The sequence below is a fragment of the Leptospira tipperaryensis genome (assembly GCF_001729245.1).
Lineage (GTDB): Bacteria > Spirochaetota > Leptospiria > Leptospirales > Leptospiraceae > Leptospira > Leptospira tipperaryensis.
In genome coordinates, this window is sequence record NZ_CP015217.1 from 367501 (window position 1) to 386408 (window position 18908).

Below are 18908 nucleotides of genomic sequence, written 5' to 3' on the forward strand. Positions count from 1 at the left end.
TCTTCCGCATCATTCCCTTTATACACGTCCTTTTATAAGAGAAATTTTAGAATCCATGGGTGAAAGTTCTTTGTATGAACATTTTACGGGAGGCGAATATGAGAAACGTGCTTAAGGTTTTTTCTCCTGAGAAAAAGGGAAAAGAAAAAATTTCCGTAGTTACCTGTTACGATTATAGTTTCGCAAAGATTCTCAATGAAACCGAAGTGGATTCGATCCTCGTCGGAGATTCTTTGGGAATGGTTTTTCAGGGAAATACGAGCACTCTTCCCGTAACCCTGGAAGAAATGATCTATCATACCAAAGCGGTTCGAAGGGGCGCTCCTGAAAAATTCATCGTCGCTGATCTTCCGTTCTTGAGTTATCAGACTTCGATTGAAGACGGGATTCGCTCCGCCGGAAAAATGATGAAAGAAACCGACTGCGACGCAGTCAAAATAGAAGGTGGATCCGATTTTATTTGCGAGTTAGTCGCCATCCTGAAACAAATCGGGATTCCCGTGATGGGCCATCTGGGTTTGACTCCGCAGAGCGTTCACGTTTTCGGAGGTCATAAGATTCAGGGAAAGGGAGAAGAATCGAGTACGAAACTTCTGAAGGAAGCCGAAGCGCTTTCTTCATCCGGTGCCTTTTCTATGGTCTTGGAAATGATTCCGGCGGAATTGGGAAAAAAAGTCAGTGAATCCATCGTAGCTCCGACCATCGGGATCGGTGCAGGCCCTGATTGCGACGGACAAGTACTTGTCTTGAACGATTTGCTCGGAACGGATGCAAGTTTTCAGCCCAAGTTTTTAAAGAAGTTTTCCAATCTACATTCGATCGTAAAGGACGCAGTGGGAAATTATCATAGAGAAGTAAAATCCGGAGAGTTTCCGGGGAAAGATCACAGTTTCTGATGAATTCTTGACGATAATCGGAACAATAGAAGCTTGTATAACAAAGGGAGAAGATCCCGTTCGGAGTGAAGTGTGGACATAGTTGAGTTAGAAAAAGGTCATCCAGAAACAGAGGCCATCATCAAAGAACTGGCAAAAGAATGCGGGAATCAAACCGAGATCATTCGTGGCGCGGCGGTATCGGACACGATTCATTTCATAGGAGACACACGCAAAGTTTCCGAAAAAGAAGGCTATGTCAAAGAACTCCCCGGGGTCGCAAAAATCTGGAACGTGTCCATTCCATATAAAAACATCGCAAAGACCGCGGCCGGCAAAAACGGAGAAGTGGTTCACAGAGAAACAAGAATCGTAGAAGTCAAAGGTCCGGATGGACTAGTTCGTAAGTTCGGAACCGGAAAACATATCTTTATCGTAGGACCGGATTCTCCACAAACCTATGAACAGACTCTGACGATCGCCAAACAAGCCGTAGAGCTTGGTAAAAAATACAACATCTTAGATAGAATCATCTTTAGAGGCGGAGCTTTTAAACCTCGTACTCGTCCGACCGACTGGAGAGGACTTGGTTGGGAAGGAATCGCGATGATGGATAAGGTGAAGGCTGAAACAGGTCTTCCTTATGTAACCGAAGTGATGGATCATACGATGGCCGAAGAAGTTGCAAAACACGCGGACATGATTCAGATCGGAACTAGAAACGCGCAGGACTTTGAACTTTTGGAAGCGGTGGGAAGAACTGGAAAACCTGTGATTCTCAAACGCGGCTTTGGAAACGAAGCTGTGGAATGGTTCTCGGCTGCGGAATACATCGCTAATCAAGGAAATTTGAATATAGTTCTTTGTGAAAGAGGAGTCAAAACTCTTTTTATCAAGGAAGGATATTGCAGAAATACTCCGGACTTGAACGTGATCACCCACGTAAAAAATCAGACGATTCTTCCGGTCATCTACGATCCTTCTCATGTTGCGGGAGACGATAAGATCGTGATTTCCAATCTTCTGGCTTCTCTTCCGTTCAATCCGGACGGATCCATTACGGAAACCCTTCACGTGGAAGAATTTAGAAAGGAACAGATGTGCGACGCGGCGCAGGCGCTTCTCATGAGCATCTATGAGAAAGCCGTACAATCGATTTTAAAATACGAAGAAACGATTCGTCCGATTACGGATGACGTGGATTCATATTTTATAAAAAGAAAATCCGGAAAGTAAGTAAAAAACGATCTTACAAAGACCGCAAAATTTTTACTTATTAGAAAGGCGATCTTGGAATCTTCCAGGTCGCCTTTTTTATTGAGACTTCGCAGATCGAATTCTCAGGGCATTCTTCTTTGGGCGTGCCTCTTCGCTTTCGCTCGAGTCGCGTGTCTACAGGCTCGCGGATTCCCGCTCGTCCTCTTCGAGGACGCTTACGCGCCTTTCGACCCGCTCACGCATTCGAATATTAGAATATTTTTATTTAATCGGAGCGACCGGTTTTGTGTCTTTGAGTCTTTTGATATACCAGTGCATCATATTTTGATCGTTGTCGGTCCAATGGAATTCGCTATAATGTGAAAACGCTCTTTCGGCCGTACAAAAGGTCAGCTGGGAAAAACGAGAGGGATTGTTCGTGACAGCTTCCGCGATGTTTCTATCCATTTTTGTCGTAGATTTACAGATTTTGTGAAGATACGTATCGTGAACGGTTGTATCGGTTTTTACCGAGTTAAAGTCGAAATCTTTCGCATCGGCGGCAACAAGTAATTTTAGAATTTTTTCGGATTCATTCGGTTTCGACTTTTGAATAAGATTTATCGCATTCAAATGAAGATTTTTTCCTTCTTTTGTGAATAAGTTTACGTTTGCGCCGTGGGCTATTAGATATTCTACGATATCCGGAAGCCCTTTGATAATAGCTTTGTATAATGGGGAATTCCCATCTATATCTAAAATATTCGGGTCGGCTCCGGCTTCCATTAGAGCTTTTGTGCTTTCTAAGTTTTTTGAATAAGCAAGAGCTGTGTCTCTTCCAATCGGAAACTTGCCGATATGAGGTAATCTTCTAACACATTCGTAATTTCGCACATTCGGATTGGAGCCGCTGGAAAGAAGAAGTTCTATGAGCTCCATATTATCATCAAAAACCGCGATACTTAAAGCGTTGTAACATTCGCCGACGGCGTTGACGTTTTCGCCTTTTGCAATCAAGGATTTTACTTTTTCTACGTTCTTCTCTTTCGTTGCCTGAATGATTTTTGTATCGAGACTACAATTGTAAAAAGCGATCAGAACAAAACTTAACAAAATTATGTTTTTCATAAATTTTTCACGTACTCAAATGGAATGCATCTTTGATAAAAGATTCTTATGGAAAAGTAATCGTAATCATTATAGAATCAAATTCTTAAATGATTGAGAATCTATCAGTGAAGTGTGTTTTAGGTGATTCCAAACTTCTTCTTTAATTCTTCTTTTGTTGATTCCCAAGTCGCCGGAGTTTTGAGACTTAAGTCAAAAGAAGAGCCGGAATCTCCGGATTTTAATTTTTGTTCGGCATCCGTTACAAGGGCTCTCAGGTCTTCCAATCCAAAGTTAGCGGAAACACCTTTGGTTTGATGTAGTTCGGCCTGAAGATCGGATTCTTTTTTTTCTTCCGTAAAACGAACGATGTTCTTAATACGAATTTCCATGTTGGAAAGTAAGGATTCCACCATTTCTTTGAGCCAAGCGGCTTCTTCTTCGTCGTCTCCCTGTTTCAGAGAATCCAGTCTGTTCCAGTCTACAAGCATGGTTACAACCTCGTTCCAAATATCCGATTTTTTTAAGATTCGGCAAGCTACTTTTCAACAAAAGATTCATCAGTTCAAGGCATCTTTTAAAAGCTTGAATAAAAAAGCCGAGTCGATTTTTGTATTTTAGAACCGAAGTGAGGTCTAAATGAAAATTCATCCGACTGCGATTATCGACTCGAGAGCGGAATTACACGAATCCGTAGAGGTCGGTCCTTATTCCATCATAGAAGGACATGTTTCCATCCAAGAAGGAACCGTGATTGAAAATCACGTTAAAATTTGTGCCGGTAGTGAAATCGGAAAATTCAACCGTTTTCATCAAGGAGCGGTCATCGGAGTGATGCCGCAGGATCTGGGTTTCAATCAACAGCTCCTGACAAAAACAATCATAGGCGATCACAACATATTTAGAGAATATGCAAACATTCACAAAGGAACTAAGGAAGATTCTCCAACCGTAATCGGTAACAAAAATTATTTTATGGGGAATTCTCACGTCGGTCATGATTGTATTTTAGGCGATAGTAATATTCTTACCCATGGCTGCGTGTTGGCCGGGCACGTTACTCTTGGAAGTTTTGCTTTTATCTCCGGTTTAGCGGCCGTGCATCAGTTTTGTTTCGTAGGCGATTATGCGATGGTCGCGGGTCTGGCAAAAGTGGTTCAGGACGTTCCTCCGTATTCTACAGTGGATGGAAATCCGAGCACGGTCGTCGGATTGAATAGTGTAGGAATGAAACGCGCCGGTTTTTCTCCGGAAGTTAGAAATGCGATCAAACACGCCTACAAAGTGATTTATCATTCGAAGCTCACGACCAAGAAGGCTCTGGAGGAGTTGGAAGCTTCCGGAAATCTTATCGAACCAGTTAAGTATATTATAAAGTTCTTTAAAGATAGCGATCGGGGAGTTACGGATCACAGGTGAGAATTTTAGTCACGGGCGGTGCCGGATATATCGGAAGTCACGTAGTAGCGCTTCTTCTCGAAAAGAAGCATGATCTTTTGATCGTAGACAATTTAGAAAAGGGAAACAAGGCAAACTTGTTTCCCGGCGTTGAACTGATTCAAGGAAATGTTCAAGACGAGAATGTTTTGGAAAAGGCATTTTCCAAACCGGTCGACGCGGTTTTTCACTTTGCGGCCTGGAAGGCGGCAGGGGAATCCATGACCGATCCTTCCAAATACGCTCTGAACAATATAAACGGAACGATAAAACTTCTTACGTTTATGGAAAAGGCGGGGACAAAGAAATTTATTTTTTCTTCCTCGGCGGCAGTTTACGGAGCTCCGAAATATCTTCCTATCGATGAAAAACATCCTCTTCATCCGGAAAATTACTACGGTTATACGAAATTAGCGATCGAAGAAAATCTGAAGTGGTTTGATTCTTTAAAAGGATTTAAGTTTGCAGCATTACGTTATTTTAATGCAGCCGGTTACGATCCAAAGGGAAGAGTGCGGGGATTGGAAAGAACTCCTGCAAATCTTCTTCCGATCATTATGGAAGCCGCTTCCGGAATGAGAAAAGATTTCGAGGTTTTCGGAACCGATTATGAAACACCGGATGGAAGTTGTATACGAGATTATATTCACGTGAGTGATCTTGCGAAAGCTCACGTTTTGAGTCTTGAATATTTGGATTCTGAAAAGAAATCTCTTACGGTCAATTTAGGATCTGAAAACGGATATTCCGTTTTAGAAATGATTCGTCTCGCGGAAGAAGTGGTCGGAAGACCGATCGCTCATAGAATTTCAGGAAGAAGAGCGGGGGATCCGGCGGAGTTGTTGGCTTCTTCCGGCGTCGCAAAACAATTATTAAAGTGGATTCCTGAATACAGCGACGCGAAAACTCTTCTCAAAACGATGTGGGACGTTTATCAAAATCCGGCTTGATTACCGGATCGATCTACATTCTGAATTGACGGATGTTACGTATTCCAAGGGGAGAGTTTCTAAAAATTCTCCTCCTGAAAATTTTCCTTTAAACTGAATTTTCCCTTCTTTGAAGAGACGAACCCATTCTTCTTGGAGTTTGTTTGAAATCGGTGCGTAAGACCAATGCCATTTTTCTTCGTTATAACCTTTGTTTCCACGAGAATTTTTGGATGAATAAGGTTGGCAAAATCCGAAACGTTTTGCGTTCTTTTGCATCCAGATATAAAACTTTTCTCCCTTTCCACCTTTTTCAAAATAAGAATTTTCTAATGCGTTCAGATCTATGTCGGTCCCCCAGTGATGTCTGGAAGTTCCGGGGGCGCTGGAGAATTCTAAGATTAGAGAAATGATTTCTTTCGGAGTTTTCCCTTGAATCGACGCCCTCATTTTTCTCTTGCCTGTATATTTTTCTTCCCAGATTCCTTTTTGATCTTTGAAAGAACGAAAGGCGGATACAAGAAATGGTTTTTGCTTTTCTTCCGGATTTTCCCTTTGATACGATTGAAAGAGTTCTAAGAGTTTTTCTAAGGCTTCTTTTCTCAGATAATGAATTCGAGATTCTCCCGGATTGGAATAGGCGACCAGGGCGGATTCCGGTTTAAAGTCTCCAAGGACATAGGATTCGTTGGAAACACCCGGAAGATTTCCCGTTTGAGAAAACAAAGGACTCTGTAAAACCAAGATTGCAAAGATGGAAATCAGAATTTTCATAGCTGGTGTCAGAATGAAAAATTTGGACTTCTCTGCAATGGGTTTTTAAAGGGAAAGGAAGGCAAAATCCGGCCTTGAAGTTACGGATTTGTCGTGGATCTTCGGCGGAGTTCCGTCCAGATTTTGCAAGTCTGACTCTCGTTCTTTGGAATCCGAACTTTTTATGTAGGAACTCCTATGGATTGAGCTTCTCTTGAGTTCTGTTTGGAACCTCCTTGATTTTCATTTTTAAAAACTGAAGCTCGTTTCGCCGGGGTTCCGACCAAAAACTTTGTCAGTTTCCCCATTGTCCTTTCGATTTGTCGGTTGTTCATTCTGGAAAACGCTATGCTTATAAGTTAGGACATGGTTTTTAGGAAAAAAAATTCAGGGAGAATCTTTCCAATGAAAAAGTGGTTCATCACTTCCTTGATTCCGTTTCTGCTGCTTACGAATTGTTACCTTTTTGATACGATCGGCTTTACCATTCCGGATACGATTTCCGGAAGCGAAGCAAAGAATCAAATTCTTACGAGTGCGTTGATTGGCGCGGTTGCGGTTCCGGATTCTACTGCAGTCATCGCGATTATCGCTCCTCAGTTGGCAAAAGTGGACGAGGATCGTTACTACAAAAAGGTGGACGTAGATAATTGTGCAAGCTCTGCACTTTTGATAAACGTTCTGACCATCAATGTCGGTGGATTCAATTGTAACTTAGAACCGAGAGAGTATGTTCTCTGGTATGTTTACTAAAAGTAAATTTTTTTATGACAGGCGATCTCAGATCGTCTGTCATACATTAGTTTGAAAATAACAATCTTCCTTCGCTGAACCTACCACGAATTTCTTCCTTTTCCAAGTCTCCGGGATTTCCAAATAAAGTAGCGTCTTCTCTTGTGAGTTCTATAAGTTTAGAATCTTCTCTGAGATCTGCGATTCTAAAATCGGGAAGACCGCTTTGACGAACTCCCAGTAATTCTCCGGGGCCGCGCAGTTGAAGGTCGATTTCGGATAACGCGAATCCGTCCGATAAGTTTACCATCGCGTCGAGTCTCACTCTCGCATCGTCAGTAACTTTAGAATCCGTCATCAGAATACAAAAACTTTCCTGATCACCGCGTCCGACGCGGCCTCTGAGCTGATGAAGTTGCGAGATCCCGAATCGATCGGCGTGTTCGATCATCATTACGGTAGAATTCGGAACGTCGATTCCAACTTCGATAACGGTTGTGGATACGAGGATCTGGATTCTATTTTTAGAGAATTCTTTCATCACTCGATCTTTTTCCTCCGTATCCATCTTACCGTGAACGAGTCCTACTTGAAAATCGGGAAAAATTTCGTGTTTGAGTTGTTCGTAGGCTTCGATACAGGACTTGAGATCTACTTTTTCCGATTCTTCCACGAGCGGATAAACGATATAACACTGTCTTCCGGAGGAAACGTATTTGCGAATGGATTTGTAAACGCCGTCTCTTCTATCTTCTTGAAACCATTTTGTCTGAATCGGCATTCTTCCCTTCGGTTTGGATTTGATCGTAAGTAAATCTAAATCGCCGTAAAGAGTGAGGCAAAGAGTTCGAGGAATCGGAGTCGCTGTCATCGCGAGAATGTCCGGATTCTTTCCTTTGGAGCGAAGCGCTTCTCTTTGGTCCACGCCGAATTTGTGTTGTTCGTCTATGATTACAAGACCGAGATCTAAGAATTCTACGTCTTCCGAAAAAACGCTGTGGGTTCCAATGACAAATAACGTGTCCCCCTTTTTGATTCGATAAAGTTTTTCATAACGATTTTTCTTGGGTTCCTTTCCGACAAGAAGTTCGATTCCGAGAAAAGGCATGTTTCCTAAAAATCCGAGAATGGTCTGATAGTGTTGTCTCGCGAGAATTTCAGTAGGCGCGACCATACAAACTTGAATCTGATTGTCCAGATAACGAAGAGCGGTCAAAAGAGCGACTAACGTTTTCCCGGAACCGACGTCTCCTTGTAACAAGACCGCCGCCGGCTGTTCCTTTACTGTTAATTCAAGAATTTTTTGAATTGCAGTTTCTTGATCTTCGGTCAGCTGAAACGGAAGATTTTTACGAACGGTTAATGCCGTTTTTGAATTCGGCAGAGGCCAGAGAACTCGTTTGATCTTCTCTCGTTCCTTTTTTTTGTGTTCGATAAGAAGATTGAAATAAAACAATTCTTCGTATTTGAGTCTGTATCTAGCTTTCTCTAAAGCGCTTTCGTCGGTTGGAAAATGAATTTCCCGATAAGCTTCTTCCCTTGGGACAAGATCTCTTTTTTGAACGATTTGTTTGGGAAGAATTTCCGGAATTCTATCTTTCAATTTTTCTAATGCAAGATATAGAATTTTTCGGAATCCTCTCGAATCCAATCCTTCCGATTTTAAGGCTTCTCCGGAAGGATACAAAGGAATAATACGACCCGCGTGAATCATTTCGGGAAGTTCTTCCGGTTCTTCTTCCGCTTCCTTTGGGACCTCTTTCTTTTTGGAAGATGAAGAGCTTACCGTATAAGTCGGTTTGATCGCGCTTGTTAGAATTTCGTAATCCGGATGAATGAGTTGAAAACCTCGGAAGAATTCCAACTTTCCCGTCGCTACGAGTGTAGTTCCCGGTTGAAAAATTCTTTGAAAGAAATTGACTCCGCGGAAAAAAACCAAAGAGATCCTTTCGTTGTTTCTGGTCTTAGCGCCGACGACAAGTCTGGATTTTTTTCCGTGCGCGAGATAGGCATCTACAACTTCCAAAATGAGAGTAACACTTTCTCCCGCTTTTAAAAGTACGTTGTCCGTAAGATTTCTATCCAGATATCTTCTCGGAAAAAAATTCAATAAATCTTGAAGAGTAAAAATGCCTATGGACGCGAGGGCGCCCGCCTTCGAAGGTCCGATTCCTTTGATCACGGTTACCGGGGAAAGAAGCGCCGATGTTCCGTTTGTATTTTCCGATTTAGAGACCGAGTTCTTCATCCTTTATTTGTGTCGGAGTCCACTCCGGGTCTTGAATTTGAGAATCCGTGTTCTGTTTTTCTTCAGGCGTTTCTTCGCTTAAGCCGAGATAACAATATCTGCAACCGTAGATTCGAGCGTGTCTTTTGATTCCGGGAGAAGGAGGTTCGGAAATGATGGCGTATAAATATTCAGTTTTTTGCAAGTATTTACCACAGACAGGACAAATTCTCGGTTTGGGAAGATTCGGATCCCAATTTTTTCCGTAGACTTTTTTCGGATCTCCGTATTCTCTTGAAACTCCGTTTTCCTGATCCCGCTTTTTCTCCGCTTTGTCGATTCGTTTTGTATCCACGGAATAGAGAAGATGAAAAAAAATCGCGGCGACTCCCAAACAGAGCATAACGGTCAAAAAGCCTGTCATTGTTTTAAGTAATCCTTAATTTTCGCCGCCATTCCCGGAGGAAGGCCGATTCCTTTATCCTGCAATCGATGCGAATATTTATGAAACGAATATGTGTGTTGAGAGGTTTGGACTATTCCGTTAAAACAGTTTTCGATCGACTCGGCAAGGGATTCGCTGAGAGGAATATTTTCTCCGATTTCTTTTTCATACGCTCTTAAAAGTTTTCGATTTACGCCCCTGCAAATAGAACGATAAAAACAAAATCGTATTACCAATTCAGAATCCGATTTTCCGGCTCGAATGTCGGCTTCCAGTTGATTGAGATTGATACAATCCACGATTTCCAATTTATAAGCGTTCGTATTGTGTTCGTACGTCACAAGATTCATAAATAAATGTTTGAACAACGCGATCTTATAACAGTCCTCCATTCCACACTCGCCCATCTTTGCATTTTCGCATCGAGTGTACATCACAATATCAGTATCCGATTCCGCGGTAGCCTGACCGAAGTTAAGCGAACCTAAGATATCAAAGGCGACGATGTCTCCTCCATAATTGATTAACTTGGAGAATTTTTTAAAGTCTTCGATTCTTTCTCTGGAGATATGTGTTTCGTGAGAACGGAAATACCGTTTGAGGCCGGTAAATTTTTGAATGGTGGGATAATTTTTAAAAGCTGGGATTGTCATGTTTAGATTCTCACAAAATCTTCCGCCGACACCTCCGAATCCTGACTTACAAACTTAACCGCGGGAGAATTCCCTCTACAATCTACTTCCATTAACAGGCGAATTTTGTGGTCCACCAGTCTATTCAATTTAACGGTTTCTACAAGCCCATTTTCTAAAAATATTTCCGAGTAAAATCCCCCCGGTTGAAAACCGAAGACCGAATCAACGGCTCCAAAATTGGAAGGATTTAAGAATACGGTTTTTCCTTTTTTTACGATGCCTTGGTCTTCGTGAACGTGACCGGAAACAACCAGAGCAGGAGAATAGTCGTCGAGATATCTTCTTATTCCTTGAGAACCAACATTACCGTAATTCGGAATCTTATCCAAAAAGCCGTAAGGAGGGTTGTGGATCACAACGACGTCCGGTTGTTCTTCTTTGAAAAAATCTTCGGGTTCGCTGTAGCTTTTTCCGTTTCGATTGTATTCGTGAAATTTTACGGCTAATTTTTCAGGAATTCCCGAAGTAAGAATCGGGGCTCCACCGTAACCTGCAAATTTATAACCGTCTTGTTCGAACGTCTTTCTATGAATGTCTCTTTCATAAAGCGCGCTGTACTGGAGATCGATATCGTAATTACCGGGAAGGACTCTGACCGGAGCCGTGGAATATTTTTGAATGATGATTTCGATGAGTTCGTATTTTTCTTTCATCGTCTTTGCGGCTTGATGAAAGAGAGTTCTGTATTCTTTGGATTTTTCTACGATGGCCGCCGGATATTTTTCGGGAAAACGGATCGCTCGTGTAGCATAATCGTAAGCATTGATCTCTTCTTTTTGATCCTTAGAGATACGATACATCTCTTCTTGAATCGTACAGAATTCTATGATTCTATCCGTACTAAAAAAAGCTTTGTAGATGATGTCTCCGGAGAAGAGATATAGATCGGCGGTTGTTTGCTGAAGAATTTCCTTCAAGCCGCGAAGACCGTCGTGGATATCTGTCAGGTAAATGATTTTCATTTCTATCGATCCAGAGATTGTACCGTCTCTTTTTCGCTACAGTCTCTTAACAAAAAGAGAACCCGGTACACTCAGTTTAGGAACAGGTTGTGAAATGTCCAACCTTTCTAATGATTAGTCTCTCCACAGGAGAAGAAGGGAATCCTCATTTTCGGAAATAGGTTCGATTCGTATGTATTCGGGACCAAAAAAATCCAAAAGCGGTTTAAGAATCGTTCCTGACTTAACAAACAAGAAGACGTTACCCTTTTCGGGTATGACCTTTTGGATCGTAATTTTTCCCGCGAGGTCCGGAATTTCGGAAAGGAAGGTATCCATGTTGACCGTGATTATGTTACGAACGCCTGTGACTCTAAGAATCTCCGGAATTTCTTCTACGATCGTTTCTAAAATCAGTCTTCTATGAAACTGAAAAATTTTCGAAAAGATCCGAATCGGATCGAGCTTTCGAGGAGTATGGCTAAAGAGGCGAAAGGATTGAATCTGAAGACGGACTTGATTCTGAACGACACGAACGGGAGTGAGAGTAACGTTGTAGTCGACGGAATCCGTTTTTAAGAATTTCGACCAGAACAATCCTTTGATCGAAAAGTGTCCGGTTAAAATGAGAACTCCGTTTCCGGAATCGAATTCAAGGGATTCCAGTTGATCTTGGGATTCTAAGATTTTCTTTTTTAAAATTTTATTCAGAGAATGGAGTTTGAGCGTAATTTTATAATTGCTCTTTTGGCTTTCTTTTTCCAAAGAAAATCCGGTAAAAAGATCGAGAGGGTTGAAGCCTATGAGTTTCCTCAAATTGAGCATGGGAGATCAAAAATAGTTTGCGGGTAAAGAAGAGTAAACTAAATTATTGATTCCAAGTCGGGAATGATTCTTTAGAACCAATCGGAGAAAGAATTTTTTTCTACTTGATATTCTCATTGAGGAGCTTTCATGAAAATCGGAGTCATCGGATCGGGAAGTTTTGGTACTGCCTTAGGAAGTTTACTGGCTGATAAAGGTTACGATGTCACACTCTGGTGTAGAAGCGATTCTCAGGTTGAAAGTATCAACCGCGATCATATCAATAACAAACACCTTCCGACGTTTGTTCTTCCCGAAAAATTAGTAGCGAGTAAGGATCTTAAAGCGGTCGTTCAAGGAAAAGATATGATCGTATCTTCTCCGCCTTCGCACGCTCTTACGGAAATTTTACGCGAAATTAAAGAATATCTTCCGGAAAAAGTTCCTATCGTTTCCGCGAGTAAGGGAATCGAAAACGGAACCTTGCGTCTTGTTTCGGAGATTTTCGAATCGGAACTGCCAGGTAAATATCACGCCTATCTTTCTTATCTTTCAGGGCCTTCTTTCGCGAAAGAAATCATACAAAAAGTTCCAACGATCGTGAGCATCGCTTCCAAGAACGAAGCGACCGCGCGAAAAGTTCAGGAAATATTTAGCTTCTTATATTTTAGAACCTATTGGACTCCGGACGTCGTCGGTGTTGAGGTCGGAGGTTCTTTGAAAAACGTAATCGCTTTGGCCGCGGGAGTGAGCGACGGTCTTGGCTTTGGACAAAACACTCGAGCCGCGTTGATCACGAGAGGTTTGAACGAGATCACAAAGATCGGCTTGAAACTGGGAGCGGATCCGATGACTTTTCTCGGACCTTCGGGAATGGGAGATTTGATTCTCACTTGTTGCGGAGAACAATCTCGAAATCGGACGGTTGGTTTTCGTTTAGGAAAAGGAGAAACGTTGGAACAAATTCTTTCCAGCATGAACGAAGTCGCTGAAGGAGTAAAGACCACTCAGAGCGCCTATGAACTTTCTCAGAAGTTAGGCATAGAAATGGCGATCACGAACGAAGTCTATAAAATGCTTTACGAAGGTAAGAATCCGAAAGAAGTTGTGAAAGACCTTATGAAGCGCGATTTAAAAAGAGAAGGCGTTTCAGTCTGATTTACATTGAAGCTTCTTTTTTCTAAATTCTGTATTTGTTTTGTTTTAAGTTTTGGCGCCTTTCATTCGATAGCGGCTCAAGCAAAACAGGAATTCGGATGGGCAAAAAGTTCTGAGGGCTTTTCTTTTAATCTCAACGGACGAACTGTCTTTCAGTCCAACTCTGAAATTACTTCCTTCCCTGATAGTCTAAGTCTATTAGAAAAAACTGATTTTCTTTTTTACGCTGGAGAATACTATATTCTCAACAAAGACGTTAGACGCTATGAGTCGATCCTGAAACTATCCGCAAATGCGGAACCCGAATTGGTTCTCGGCGGAATTCTATTAAGAATCTTAAAAGAATTAAACTTCAATTCGAAAGAATCTTCTCGAAATATTCTTACACAATTTGCAAAGAACGAAAAAAATTCTTACCTCAAAGAATTGGCGGAAGGATTTGATTCTTCCATTTTTGAAAAAAAATCTCCGGAAAATCTAAAGTGTTCTCGTAAGAATGTATTCTATTCTCTTTGCAAAACTCTGCGTTTGAAAAAATATCTCGAGGATTTTAAGGCGGACGCAAAGTCTCACGAAAGAGAATATCTGAATCTAAACAGAACTCTGGCTCCGTTTTTGGAAGATCCGGAGTTGAAATACATTCCTTTTTTAAGCAATTTTATCTTTAATATCGCGGATCAACTGGCGGAACTCGGGCTTTCCAGAGAAGCGGTTCACTTTCAAAAAATTCTTATCATCTCCGAAAACTTGAGCGGAAGAATTATCGGATATTCCTATGAGAAGCTCGCTTATTACTATTTGATCGGAGGAGATTTTGTTTCGGCGGAAAAGGTTTTGGATTACATTCTAAAATATCATCCCGATTTAAGAACTCCTTATAAAAATCATCTCTACTTAAAGTTAGGCACCATTGCTTATCTCAATCAAGATTATAAGAAGTCTTTGGATTATTATCTCAATTTGGATTTTTTAGAATGGTCTTCTACGATTCTCAATCCGTTTTTGGGAGAACCGATTTCCATCAATAGCGCAAGAGATTTGATTTCGATGGCGATCTGGAGAACTAAGAGCTCTTTCAAAGCGGTGGACGCGCTCAAATCCGTTTCTACTCCTAAAAATTTAACCGAGGACGATTTGTTTACTCGTCTGAGAATCATCCAGATTCTTATGAACGATGAGCCGGAAGTCGCGGGAAAGATGGCGACGGAGATTACGTTTCTTGCTCAGAGCAAAGGATGGAAGAGGGTAGAATATTCCTCCACGCTCTTAAACGGTTTTATTCATTATAAGAAGAACGATCTTAGAAAGGCGATCATAGAGTTTACAAAGGCCTATGGGATTCTAAAATCCGCAGATCCAGTTTACACAGAAGAATGGATCCGTTTGACCGGATTATTTTATTCTCATAAAGAATCCAGATCTTTAAAAACGGTCAAAGGCGCGTTGGATCAAGCCATCGCGATTACGATTCAGAGAAGACCGGACGATATGCTCCTGCAATTGAAAAATTATCTTCCCGCCGTTTACGGAGTGAGAGAATTTACGGACGCGGCCATCAATTACTACATCACTCACGGTCATACAACCGAACTCTTGGGATTCTTATCCAGATTGGAACAAAAGGAAGTGATGGCGAATACGGCGTATCCGAACACGTTAGTCTCCATCATTGATACGAGCAGAAGAATTTCCTCCTTTAGGGGTTTTTATCCCGGACCCAAAGAACACCTAACGTCGAGTCGTTCCGAAATTCGAAAAGTGGAACTGGCTCGCTTATTGGAAGAATTCGATCCTTTTCGAAATCAAGAGATCAAAAGATCGCAGATCCCGGTCTTGAGCGTTTTTGTAAGGGACAAAAGGACATACATATTTTGGAAACCCGCCGATTCGCAAGAATTGGAACTCAAAGAAATTCCTTCCGAGTCGGCTTCTTCTTTCACCGTACAAACGATGTTGAAGACCTTGGTTGAATCCTCTTCCAAGAACGATAGTATGCAAATCTATCTCAACGTCGCGGGAATGGAATCGTTCGATTATCTCAAAAAAGAATTTCCGGACATCGACTTTCGATTGTTTACTAAATTCAGTAAAAAAGAAGACAGTTCTAAAATTGAAAGGGTTTATATCGGGGATTGTAAGATCGGAGATTCTTCCGTTAAACCGAACTTCGAAAAGATCGGCTCCGCACATTTCGAAGGGAATAAACTTTTAACCGGAAGTCATTCGATGATGGTCTGGAATTTGAAAGTCGAAAACAATTCTCCTGGAAGCTTAAACGAATACGCGTGGAATTGTGGAGAAGATCAGATTCGTTTTTCGAGATTACATAGACGTTACGATTTTCGAAATACTCCGGAGAGATTGCTCTTTACGAGAGATTCTTTAAGCGGAAACGGTTGGAAAGGAAGATCGGAAGACTTTTTGGATTGGGTTTCTTTTTGGATCAATTCCGGAGTACACCGAATGTATTATATCAAATCCTTAGATTTGAATTCAGAATCGGACATAAACCTTTTGGAAAAACTTTCGCAAGAAACGAACGAGCCGGAAGCTTCTTTTCGAGGAATTCGGATTCGAAAACACATAGAATAAATTCAGTGAACTTGTTTTATCGCTTTTTATAAACGTTGATTATAAAAAAAATCTACGGTTTTTTTTCTTTTAAACGATCGACATTTTTCGCCAATCTAAGGACTCTATCCAGTAAACTCACATGGACCCCGAAGGTAGTCAGTTCTACATTCCAACATTTTCAACTTTCCGTTCTTTTTCCCTCAAAACACGGCTCATTCTAAAATCAAATAACCTTAGACTTGCTCTAATTTCTATTCTCCAAATATGGAACTAATCGGCTTTTTCATCATCGTTTTCTTAATATTTGCAAACGGATTTTTTGTATCCGCAGAGTTTGCTTTGGTTTCAATTCGCCCTTCTCGTCTGGAAGAATTGATCAAGGAAAACCGTCCTCTCGCGCTCATTACGAAAAGAGCCGCTCAAAAGCTAAACGATATGTTGTCCGTCTGTCAGGTCGGAATTACGGTCGCCAGTCTTCTGTTAGGTTGGGTCGGAGAAGGTTACGTTTCGAGATGGCTCACGATCGTTTTGGATATGTTTGGATATTCCACGAGCGAAGCGACTATTCACGGTTTGGCGATCACCGTTTCGTTTACGATCATCACTTTTCTTCATATTCTTTTGGGAGAACTTCTTCCTAAGACGATTGCGATTCAGAATACGGAAAAGATCGCACTTTTTATCAGTATTCCGTTATTCTTTTTTTATTACGCATTTTATCCGATTACGTTTTTCTTAAACGCTCTTACTTCTCTTCTTTTGAAATGGATGGGAATTCAAGAGAATAAAAGTAGAATGATGCATTCTCCCGAAGAGTTGATGATCATCATCGAAGAACAGAACAAACAGGGAAAGATCGATCAGGAAGAATTTCAGATCATTCAAAACACGTTTCAGTTCTCGGAACATCAGGCGAAGGACGTAATGACTCATCGTCTGAGCATCATCGGAATTCCTCACGAAACGACGATGGATTCTTTGATCTCGATCATAGCGGAACATCACTTTTCAAGATATCCTATCTACGAAGGAAACACGGATAAGATCATCGGAATCATTCACGTTCAGACTTATCTTACTTGGCTTTCCAATTCCAAAAAGGGAAGAAAAGAAAAAGTCACCGCGATTATGCAGCCTCCGATCTTTGTTCCGGAAGGACTTTCGATCGAAAAGGTGATGCAGAAACTTAGAGAAAACAAACAGCACATGGCGATCGTCATCGACGAATACGGCGGCGTTTCCGGTTTGTTGACTTTGGAAGATATCATTGAAGAAATTTTCGGACAGATCAGAGACGAGACCGACGATCACGAGACCGATCCGTTTCCGGCTCAACATTCCGATAGCTTTACGATCGACGGGGAAGCCGAGTTGGATGATCTTAAAGAGATTCTCGTCGGAGTTCAGGACGAGGAAATCAGCGATATCCGAACGATTGCGGGTTTTATTCTCGGAAGATTGGAGGATATGCCTCAAGAAGGATCCACAATTTCTCTTCAATCCGGAACTCTTACCGTAGAAAAAATGGAAGGGAATAAAATTCTATTGGTACGTTTTACGAGAGGCAGTTTGAGCAATAAGGCTCAGTCTAAGAAATAATAACGGGACCATTCTATGCCTAATCCTGGAAAAGAAATACTCATTGCAGTTTCCGGAAGTATCGCCGCTTACAAAACGTGTGAGCTTGTTAGGAACCTAACTAAAGAAGGTTTTCCTGTGACGGTCATTATGACTTCTCATGCTACCGAATTTATAGGCCCGATCACCTTTGAAGCCTTAACGGGTAAAAAGGTTAGGATCGATGAGTATGAAGAAGGAATGGCTCATATCGACGCTAAGAATTCCGCTTCCGTGATGGCTATTGTTCCCGCTACCGCTAACATCATAGGGAAGATTGCGAATGGAATTGCAGACGATCTTGTAACCTCGACCTATCTCGCTGCGAATTGTCCGGTGATCGTCGCTCCTGCGATGAATCCTTTTATGTATGCTCATCCTTCCGTTCAGAGAAATTTAAAACGTCTTTCGGAAGACGGAGTTATTTTGGCCGATCCAACACACGGTGTCGTCGTATGCGGTGACGAAGGGTATGGAAAGTTAGCCGAAATCTCGATCATTCAGAAGATGATCATTGATGAGTATAGAAAAAATTCTTAGATAAAGAAAGAGAAATCAAAGAGTGGGATTTTCGAAAGCCATCATTACTTCGGGCCCGACCAGAGAATGGATCGATCCAGTCCGTTATATTTCAAACGCATCTTCAGGAAAGATGGGATTTCATATTGCCGAAGAGATTGGCAGGTGGATTCCGGAAGTCATCTATATACATGGACAGGTTCTTGAAGATTACAGATGTCCCTCGGGTTCGAAAAGAATTTCCGTTGAAACTACTTCTGAAATGAAGGACGCGGTTCTTTCTGAGATGATGGGAGATACGATTTTGATCATGGCTGCCGCTCCGGCGGACTTCCGACCAGCGGAGAGTAAGGAATCGAAAATCAAGAAAGAGGACGGAAGCGAAATTCTTCTTTTGGAGTTAGTGAAGAATCCGGATATTCTCAAGGCGGTAAGTTCTGAAATTTCGGAGAGGGAGATTTCCGGTTGTTGCTTGGTTGGTTTTGCGGCCGAAACGGATTTTTTGGAAGAACACGCATTGGGTAAGTTAAAGAGCAAGAATCTGGACTATATCGTGGGAAACTACGTAGGGAAAAATGAAAAAGGCTTTGGAGAAGTGGAGACGAGCATTGTCATCTATTCTTCTCGGGGAAAAGTGGCCGAGATTGGCCCACTTTCTAAAGAGGCCATTTCAAAGAAAATCGTTGAATTCTTAAAAACAGATACATCGAACGCTTTTGTTCGGTCCTAGATCTTGCCTGAAGGTCGGAAGACCGGTGAAAACGCGACTTCGAAAAGATTCAATTTCCTTCTAGACTAAGCCAGCCAATTTTTCCTGATCCTGGGCGAGGAGAATTACTGATTCGCAATAGGTTTCCCAGTCGGTTCTTCCAGAAGCAAAATCTAAATAAATGGATTC

At 41.7% G+C, this 18908-nt stretch carries 20 protein-coding genes (1 of these 20 running past the window's edge); 11 read left to right on the top strand and 9 right to left on the bottom strand.

Annotated elements, in window-relative coordinates; genetic code table 11:
* The 3 genes from folK to A0128_RS01815 all read left to right on the top strand — a co-directional run.
* Positions 1–115 carry the end of a 2-amino-4-hydroxy-6-hydroxymethyldihydropteridine diphosphokinase gene (gene folK / locus A0128_RS01805; protein WP_069605963.1) on the top strand. Its footprint begins 335 nt before the window's first position, so only the last 115 of its 450 coding nucleotides appear in the window; its start codon lies off the left edge, out of view; its stop codon occupies positions 113–115.
* A complete protein-coding gene (gene panB, locus A0128_RS01810; protein WP_069605964.1) occupies positions 99–896 on the top strand; it encodes a 3-methyl-2-oxobutanoate hydroxymethyltransferase in 798 nt (265 codons plus the stop codon). The genes folK and panB overlap by 17 nt, the downstream gene beginning before the upstream one ends.
* Positions 897–968: 72 nt before the next feature.
* The gene (locus tag A0128_RS01815) at positions 969–2111 is read left to right on the top strand and encodes an N-acetylneuraminate synthase family protein (protein WP_069605965.1); all 1143 of its coding nucleotides are present in this window, start codon (positions 969–971) and stop codon (positions 2109–2111) included.
* A gap of 243 nt (positions 2112–2354) precedes the next feature.
* Here the strand turns inward: A0128_RS01815 and A0128_RS01820 are convergent, their stop codons facing one another.
* Together A0128_RS01820 and A0128_RS01825 are read right to left on the bottom strand one after the other, a co-directional pair.
* The gene (locus A0128_RS01820; RefSeq protein WP_069605966.1) at positions 2355–3200 is read right to left on the bottom strand and encodes an ankyrin repeat domain-containing protein; all 846 of its coding nucleotides are present in this window, start codon (positions 3198–3200) and stop codon (positions 2355–2357) included.
* Positions 3201–3319: 119 nt separating this feature from the next.
* Positions 3320–3670 (bottom strand): Hpt domain-containing protein, encoded by a 351-nt coding sequence (locus A0128_RS01825; protein ID WP_069605967.1) that lies wholly within the window; start codon positions 3668–3670, stop codon positions 3320–3322.
* Between the two features lie 148 nt (positions 3671–3818).
* Between A0128_RS01825 and lpxA the strand changes: the two genes are divergently transcribed.
* Together lpxA and galE are read left to right on the top strand one after the other, a co-directional pair.
* Positions 3819–4598, top strand: a complete 780-nt coding sequence (lpxA, locus tag A0128_RS01830) for an acyl-ACP--UDP-N-acetylglucosamine O-acyltransferase (protein WP_069605968.1) — start codon at positions 3819–3821, stop codon at positions 4596–4598.
* A complete protein-coding gene (galE, locus tag A0128_RS01835; protein ID WP_069605969.1) occupies positions 4595–5566 on the top strand; it encodes a UDP-glucose 4-epimerase GalE in 972 nt (323 codons plus the stop codon). Before lpxA ends, galE begins: the two co-directional genes overlap by 4 nt.
* On the opposite strand, the gene A0128_RS01840 is transcribed toward galE, so the two are convergent.
* Both A0128_RS01840 and A0128_RS22415 read right to left on the bottom strand, forming a co-directional pair.
* Complete coding sequence (locus A0128_RS01840) at positions 5567–6319, bottom strand: M15 family metallopeptidase (RefSeq protein WP_069605970.1); 753 nt, start codon at positions 6317–6319, stop codon at positions 5567–5569.
* Between the two features lie 161 nt (positions 6320–6480).
* Positions 6481–6606 carry a hypothetical protein gene (locus A0128_RS22415; RefSeq protein WP_282433210.1) on the bottom strand — a complete coding sequence of 42 codons (126 nt, stop codon included), beginning with the start codon at positions 6604–6606 and terminating at the stop codon, positions 6481–6483.
* 97 nt (positions 6607–6703) lie between these two features.
* Here A0128_RS22415 and A0128_RS01845 point away from each other — a divergent pair, with 97 nt between their 5' ends.
* Positions 6704–7051 (top strand): TIGR04452 family lipoprotein, encoded by a 348-nt coding sequence (locus A0128_RS01845; RefSeq protein ID WP_069609043.1) that lies wholly within the window; start codon positions 6704–6706, stop codon positions 7049–7051.
* A gap of 46 nt (positions 7052–7097) precedes the next feature.
* On the opposite strand, the gene recG is transcribed toward A0128_RS01845, so the two are convergent.
* From recG to A0128_RS01870, 5 genes are all read right to left on the bottom strand, one after another.
* Positions 7098–9278: an ATP-dependent DNA helicase RecG gene (gene recG, locus A0128_RS01850; protein ID WP_069605971.1), complete on the bottom strand. Its 2181-nt coding sequence runs from the start codon at positions 9276–9278 to the stop codon at positions 7098–7100.
* Entirely contained in the window at positions 9259–9681 is a 423-nt protein-coding gene (locus A0128_RS01855) for a hypothetical protein (protein ID WP_069605972.1), read from the bottom strand. Before A0128_RS01855 ends, recG begins: the two co-directional genes overlap by 20 nt.
* Positions 9678–10355, bottom strand: a complete 678-nt coding sequence (locus tag A0128_RS01860) for a hypothetical protein (RefSeq protein WP_069605973.1) — start codon at positions 10353–10355, stop codon at positions 9678–9680. The genes A0128_RS01855 and A0128_RS01860 overlap by 4 nt, the downstream gene beginning before the upstream one ends.
* A 2-nt stretch (positions 10356–10357) precedes the next feature.
* The gene (locus tag A0128_RS01865) at positions 10358–11359 is read right to left on the bottom strand and encodes a metallophosphoesterase family protein (protein ID WP_069605974.1); all 1002 of its coding nucleotides are present in this window, start codon (positions 11357–11359) and stop codon (positions 10358–10360) included.
* Positions 11360–11473: 114 nt separating this feature from the next.
* Positions 11474–12163: a hypothetical protein gene (locus A0128_RS01870; protein WP_069605975.1), complete on the bottom strand. Its 690-nt coding sequence runs from the start codon at positions 12161–12163 to the stop codon at positions 11474–11476.
* A 129-nt stretch (positions 12164–12292) separates the two neighbouring features.
* Between A0128_RS01870 and A0128_RS01875 the strand changes: the two genes are divergently transcribed.
* From A0128_RS01875 to A0128_RS01895, 5 genes are all read left to right on the top strand, one after another.
* Positions 12293–13300, top strand: a complete 1008-nt coding sequence (locus A0128_RS01875; RefSeq protein ID WP_069605976.1) for an NAD(P)H-dependent glycerol-3-phosphate dehydrogenase — start codon at positions 12293–12295, stop codon at positions 13298–13300.
* A 6-nt stretch (positions 13301–13306) separates the two neighbouring features.
* Positions 13307–15892: a tetratricopeptide repeat protein gene (locus tag A0128_RS01880; RefSeq protein ID WP_069605977.1), complete on the top strand. Its 2586-nt coding sequence runs from the start codon at positions 13307–13309 to the stop codon at positions 15890–15892.
* Between the two features lie 246 nt (positions 15893–16138).
* On the top strand, positions 16139–17473 hold the full coding sequence (locus A0128_RS01885) for a hemolysin family protein (RefSeq protein ID WP_069605978.1): 1335 nt from the start codon (positions 16139–16141) through the stop codon (positions 17471–17473).
* A 15-nt stretch (positions 17474–17488) separates the two neighbouring features.
* Complete coding sequence (locus tag A0128_RS01890) at positions 17489–18031, top strand: phosphopantothenoylcysteine decarboxylase (protein WP_069605979.1); 543 nt, start codon at positions 17489–17491, stop codon at positions 18029–18031.
* A 22-nt stretch (positions 18032–18053) separates the two neighbouring features.
* Entirely contained in the window at positions 18054–18740 is a 687-nt protein-coding gene (locus tag A0128_RS01895; RefSeq protein ID WP_069605980.1) for a phosphopantothenoylcysteine decarboxylase domain-containing protein, read from the top strand.
* Positions 18741–18908: the final 168 nt, after the last annotated feature.

Excerpts from the sequence above, each read along its gene's own strand:
- panB (WP_069605964.1), top strand. The coding sequence starts at position 99 with ATGAGAAACGTGCTTAAGGTTTTTTCTCCTGAGAAAAAGGGAAAAGAA.
- A0128_RS01820 (WP_069605966.1), bottom strand. The coding sequence starts at position 3,200 with ATGAAAAACATAATTTTGTTAAGTTTTGTTCTGATCGCTTTTTACAAT.
- A0128_RS01825 (WP_069605967.1), bottom strand. The coding sequence starts at position 3,670 with ATGCTTGTAGACTGGAACAGACTGGATTCTCTGAAACAGGGAGACGAC.
- lpxA (WP_069605968.1), top strand. The coding sequence starts at position 3,819 with ATGAAAATTCATCCGACTGCGATTATCGACTCGAGAGCGGAATTACAC.
- A0128_RS01840 (WP_069605970.1), bottom strand. The coding sequence starts at position 6,319 with ATGAAAATTCTGATTTCCATCTTTGCAATCTTGGTTTTACAGAGTCCT.
- A0128_RS22415 (WP_282433210.1), bottom strand. The coding sequence starts at position 6,606 with ATGGGGAAACTGACAAAGTTTTTGGTCGGAACCCCGGCGAAACGAGCT.
- A0128_RS01845 (WP_069609043.1), top strand. The coding sequence starts at position 6,704 with ATGAAAAAGTGGTTCATCACTTCCTTGATTCCGTTTCTGCTGCTTACG.
- recG (WP_069605971.1), bottom strand. The coding sequence starts at position 9,278 with ATGAAGAACTCGGTCTCTAAATCGGAAAATACAAACGGAACATCGGCG.
- A0128_RS01855 (WP_069605972.1), bottom strand. The coding sequence starts at position 9,681 with ATGACAGGCTTTTTGACCGTTATGCTCTGTTTGGGAGTCGCCGCGATT.
- A0128_RS01860 (WP_069605973.1), bottom strand. The coding sequence starts at position 10,355 with ATGACAATCCCAGCTTTTAAAAATTATCCCACCATTCAAAAATTTACC.
- A0128_RS01865 (WP_069605974.1), bottom strand. The coding sequence starts at position 11,359 with ATGAAAATCATTTACCTGACAGATATCCACGACGGTCTTCGCGGCTTG.
- A0128_RS01870 (WP_069605975.1), bottom strand. The coding sequence starts at position 12,163 with ATGCTCAATTTGAGGAAACTCATAGGCTTCAACCCTCTCGATCTTTTT.
- A0128_RS01875 (WP_069605976.1), top strand. The coding sequence starts at position 12,293 with ATGAAAATCGGAGTCATCGGATCGGGAAGTTTTGGTACTGCCTTAGGA.
- A0128_RS01885 (WP_069605978.1), top strand. The coding sequence starts at position 16,139 with ATGGAACTAATCGGCTTTTTCATCATCGTTTTCTTAATATTTGCAAAC.
- A0128_RS01890 (WP_069605979.1), top strand. The coding sequence starts at position 17,489 with ATGCCTAATCCTGGAAAAGAAATACTCATTGCAGTTTCCGGAAGTATC.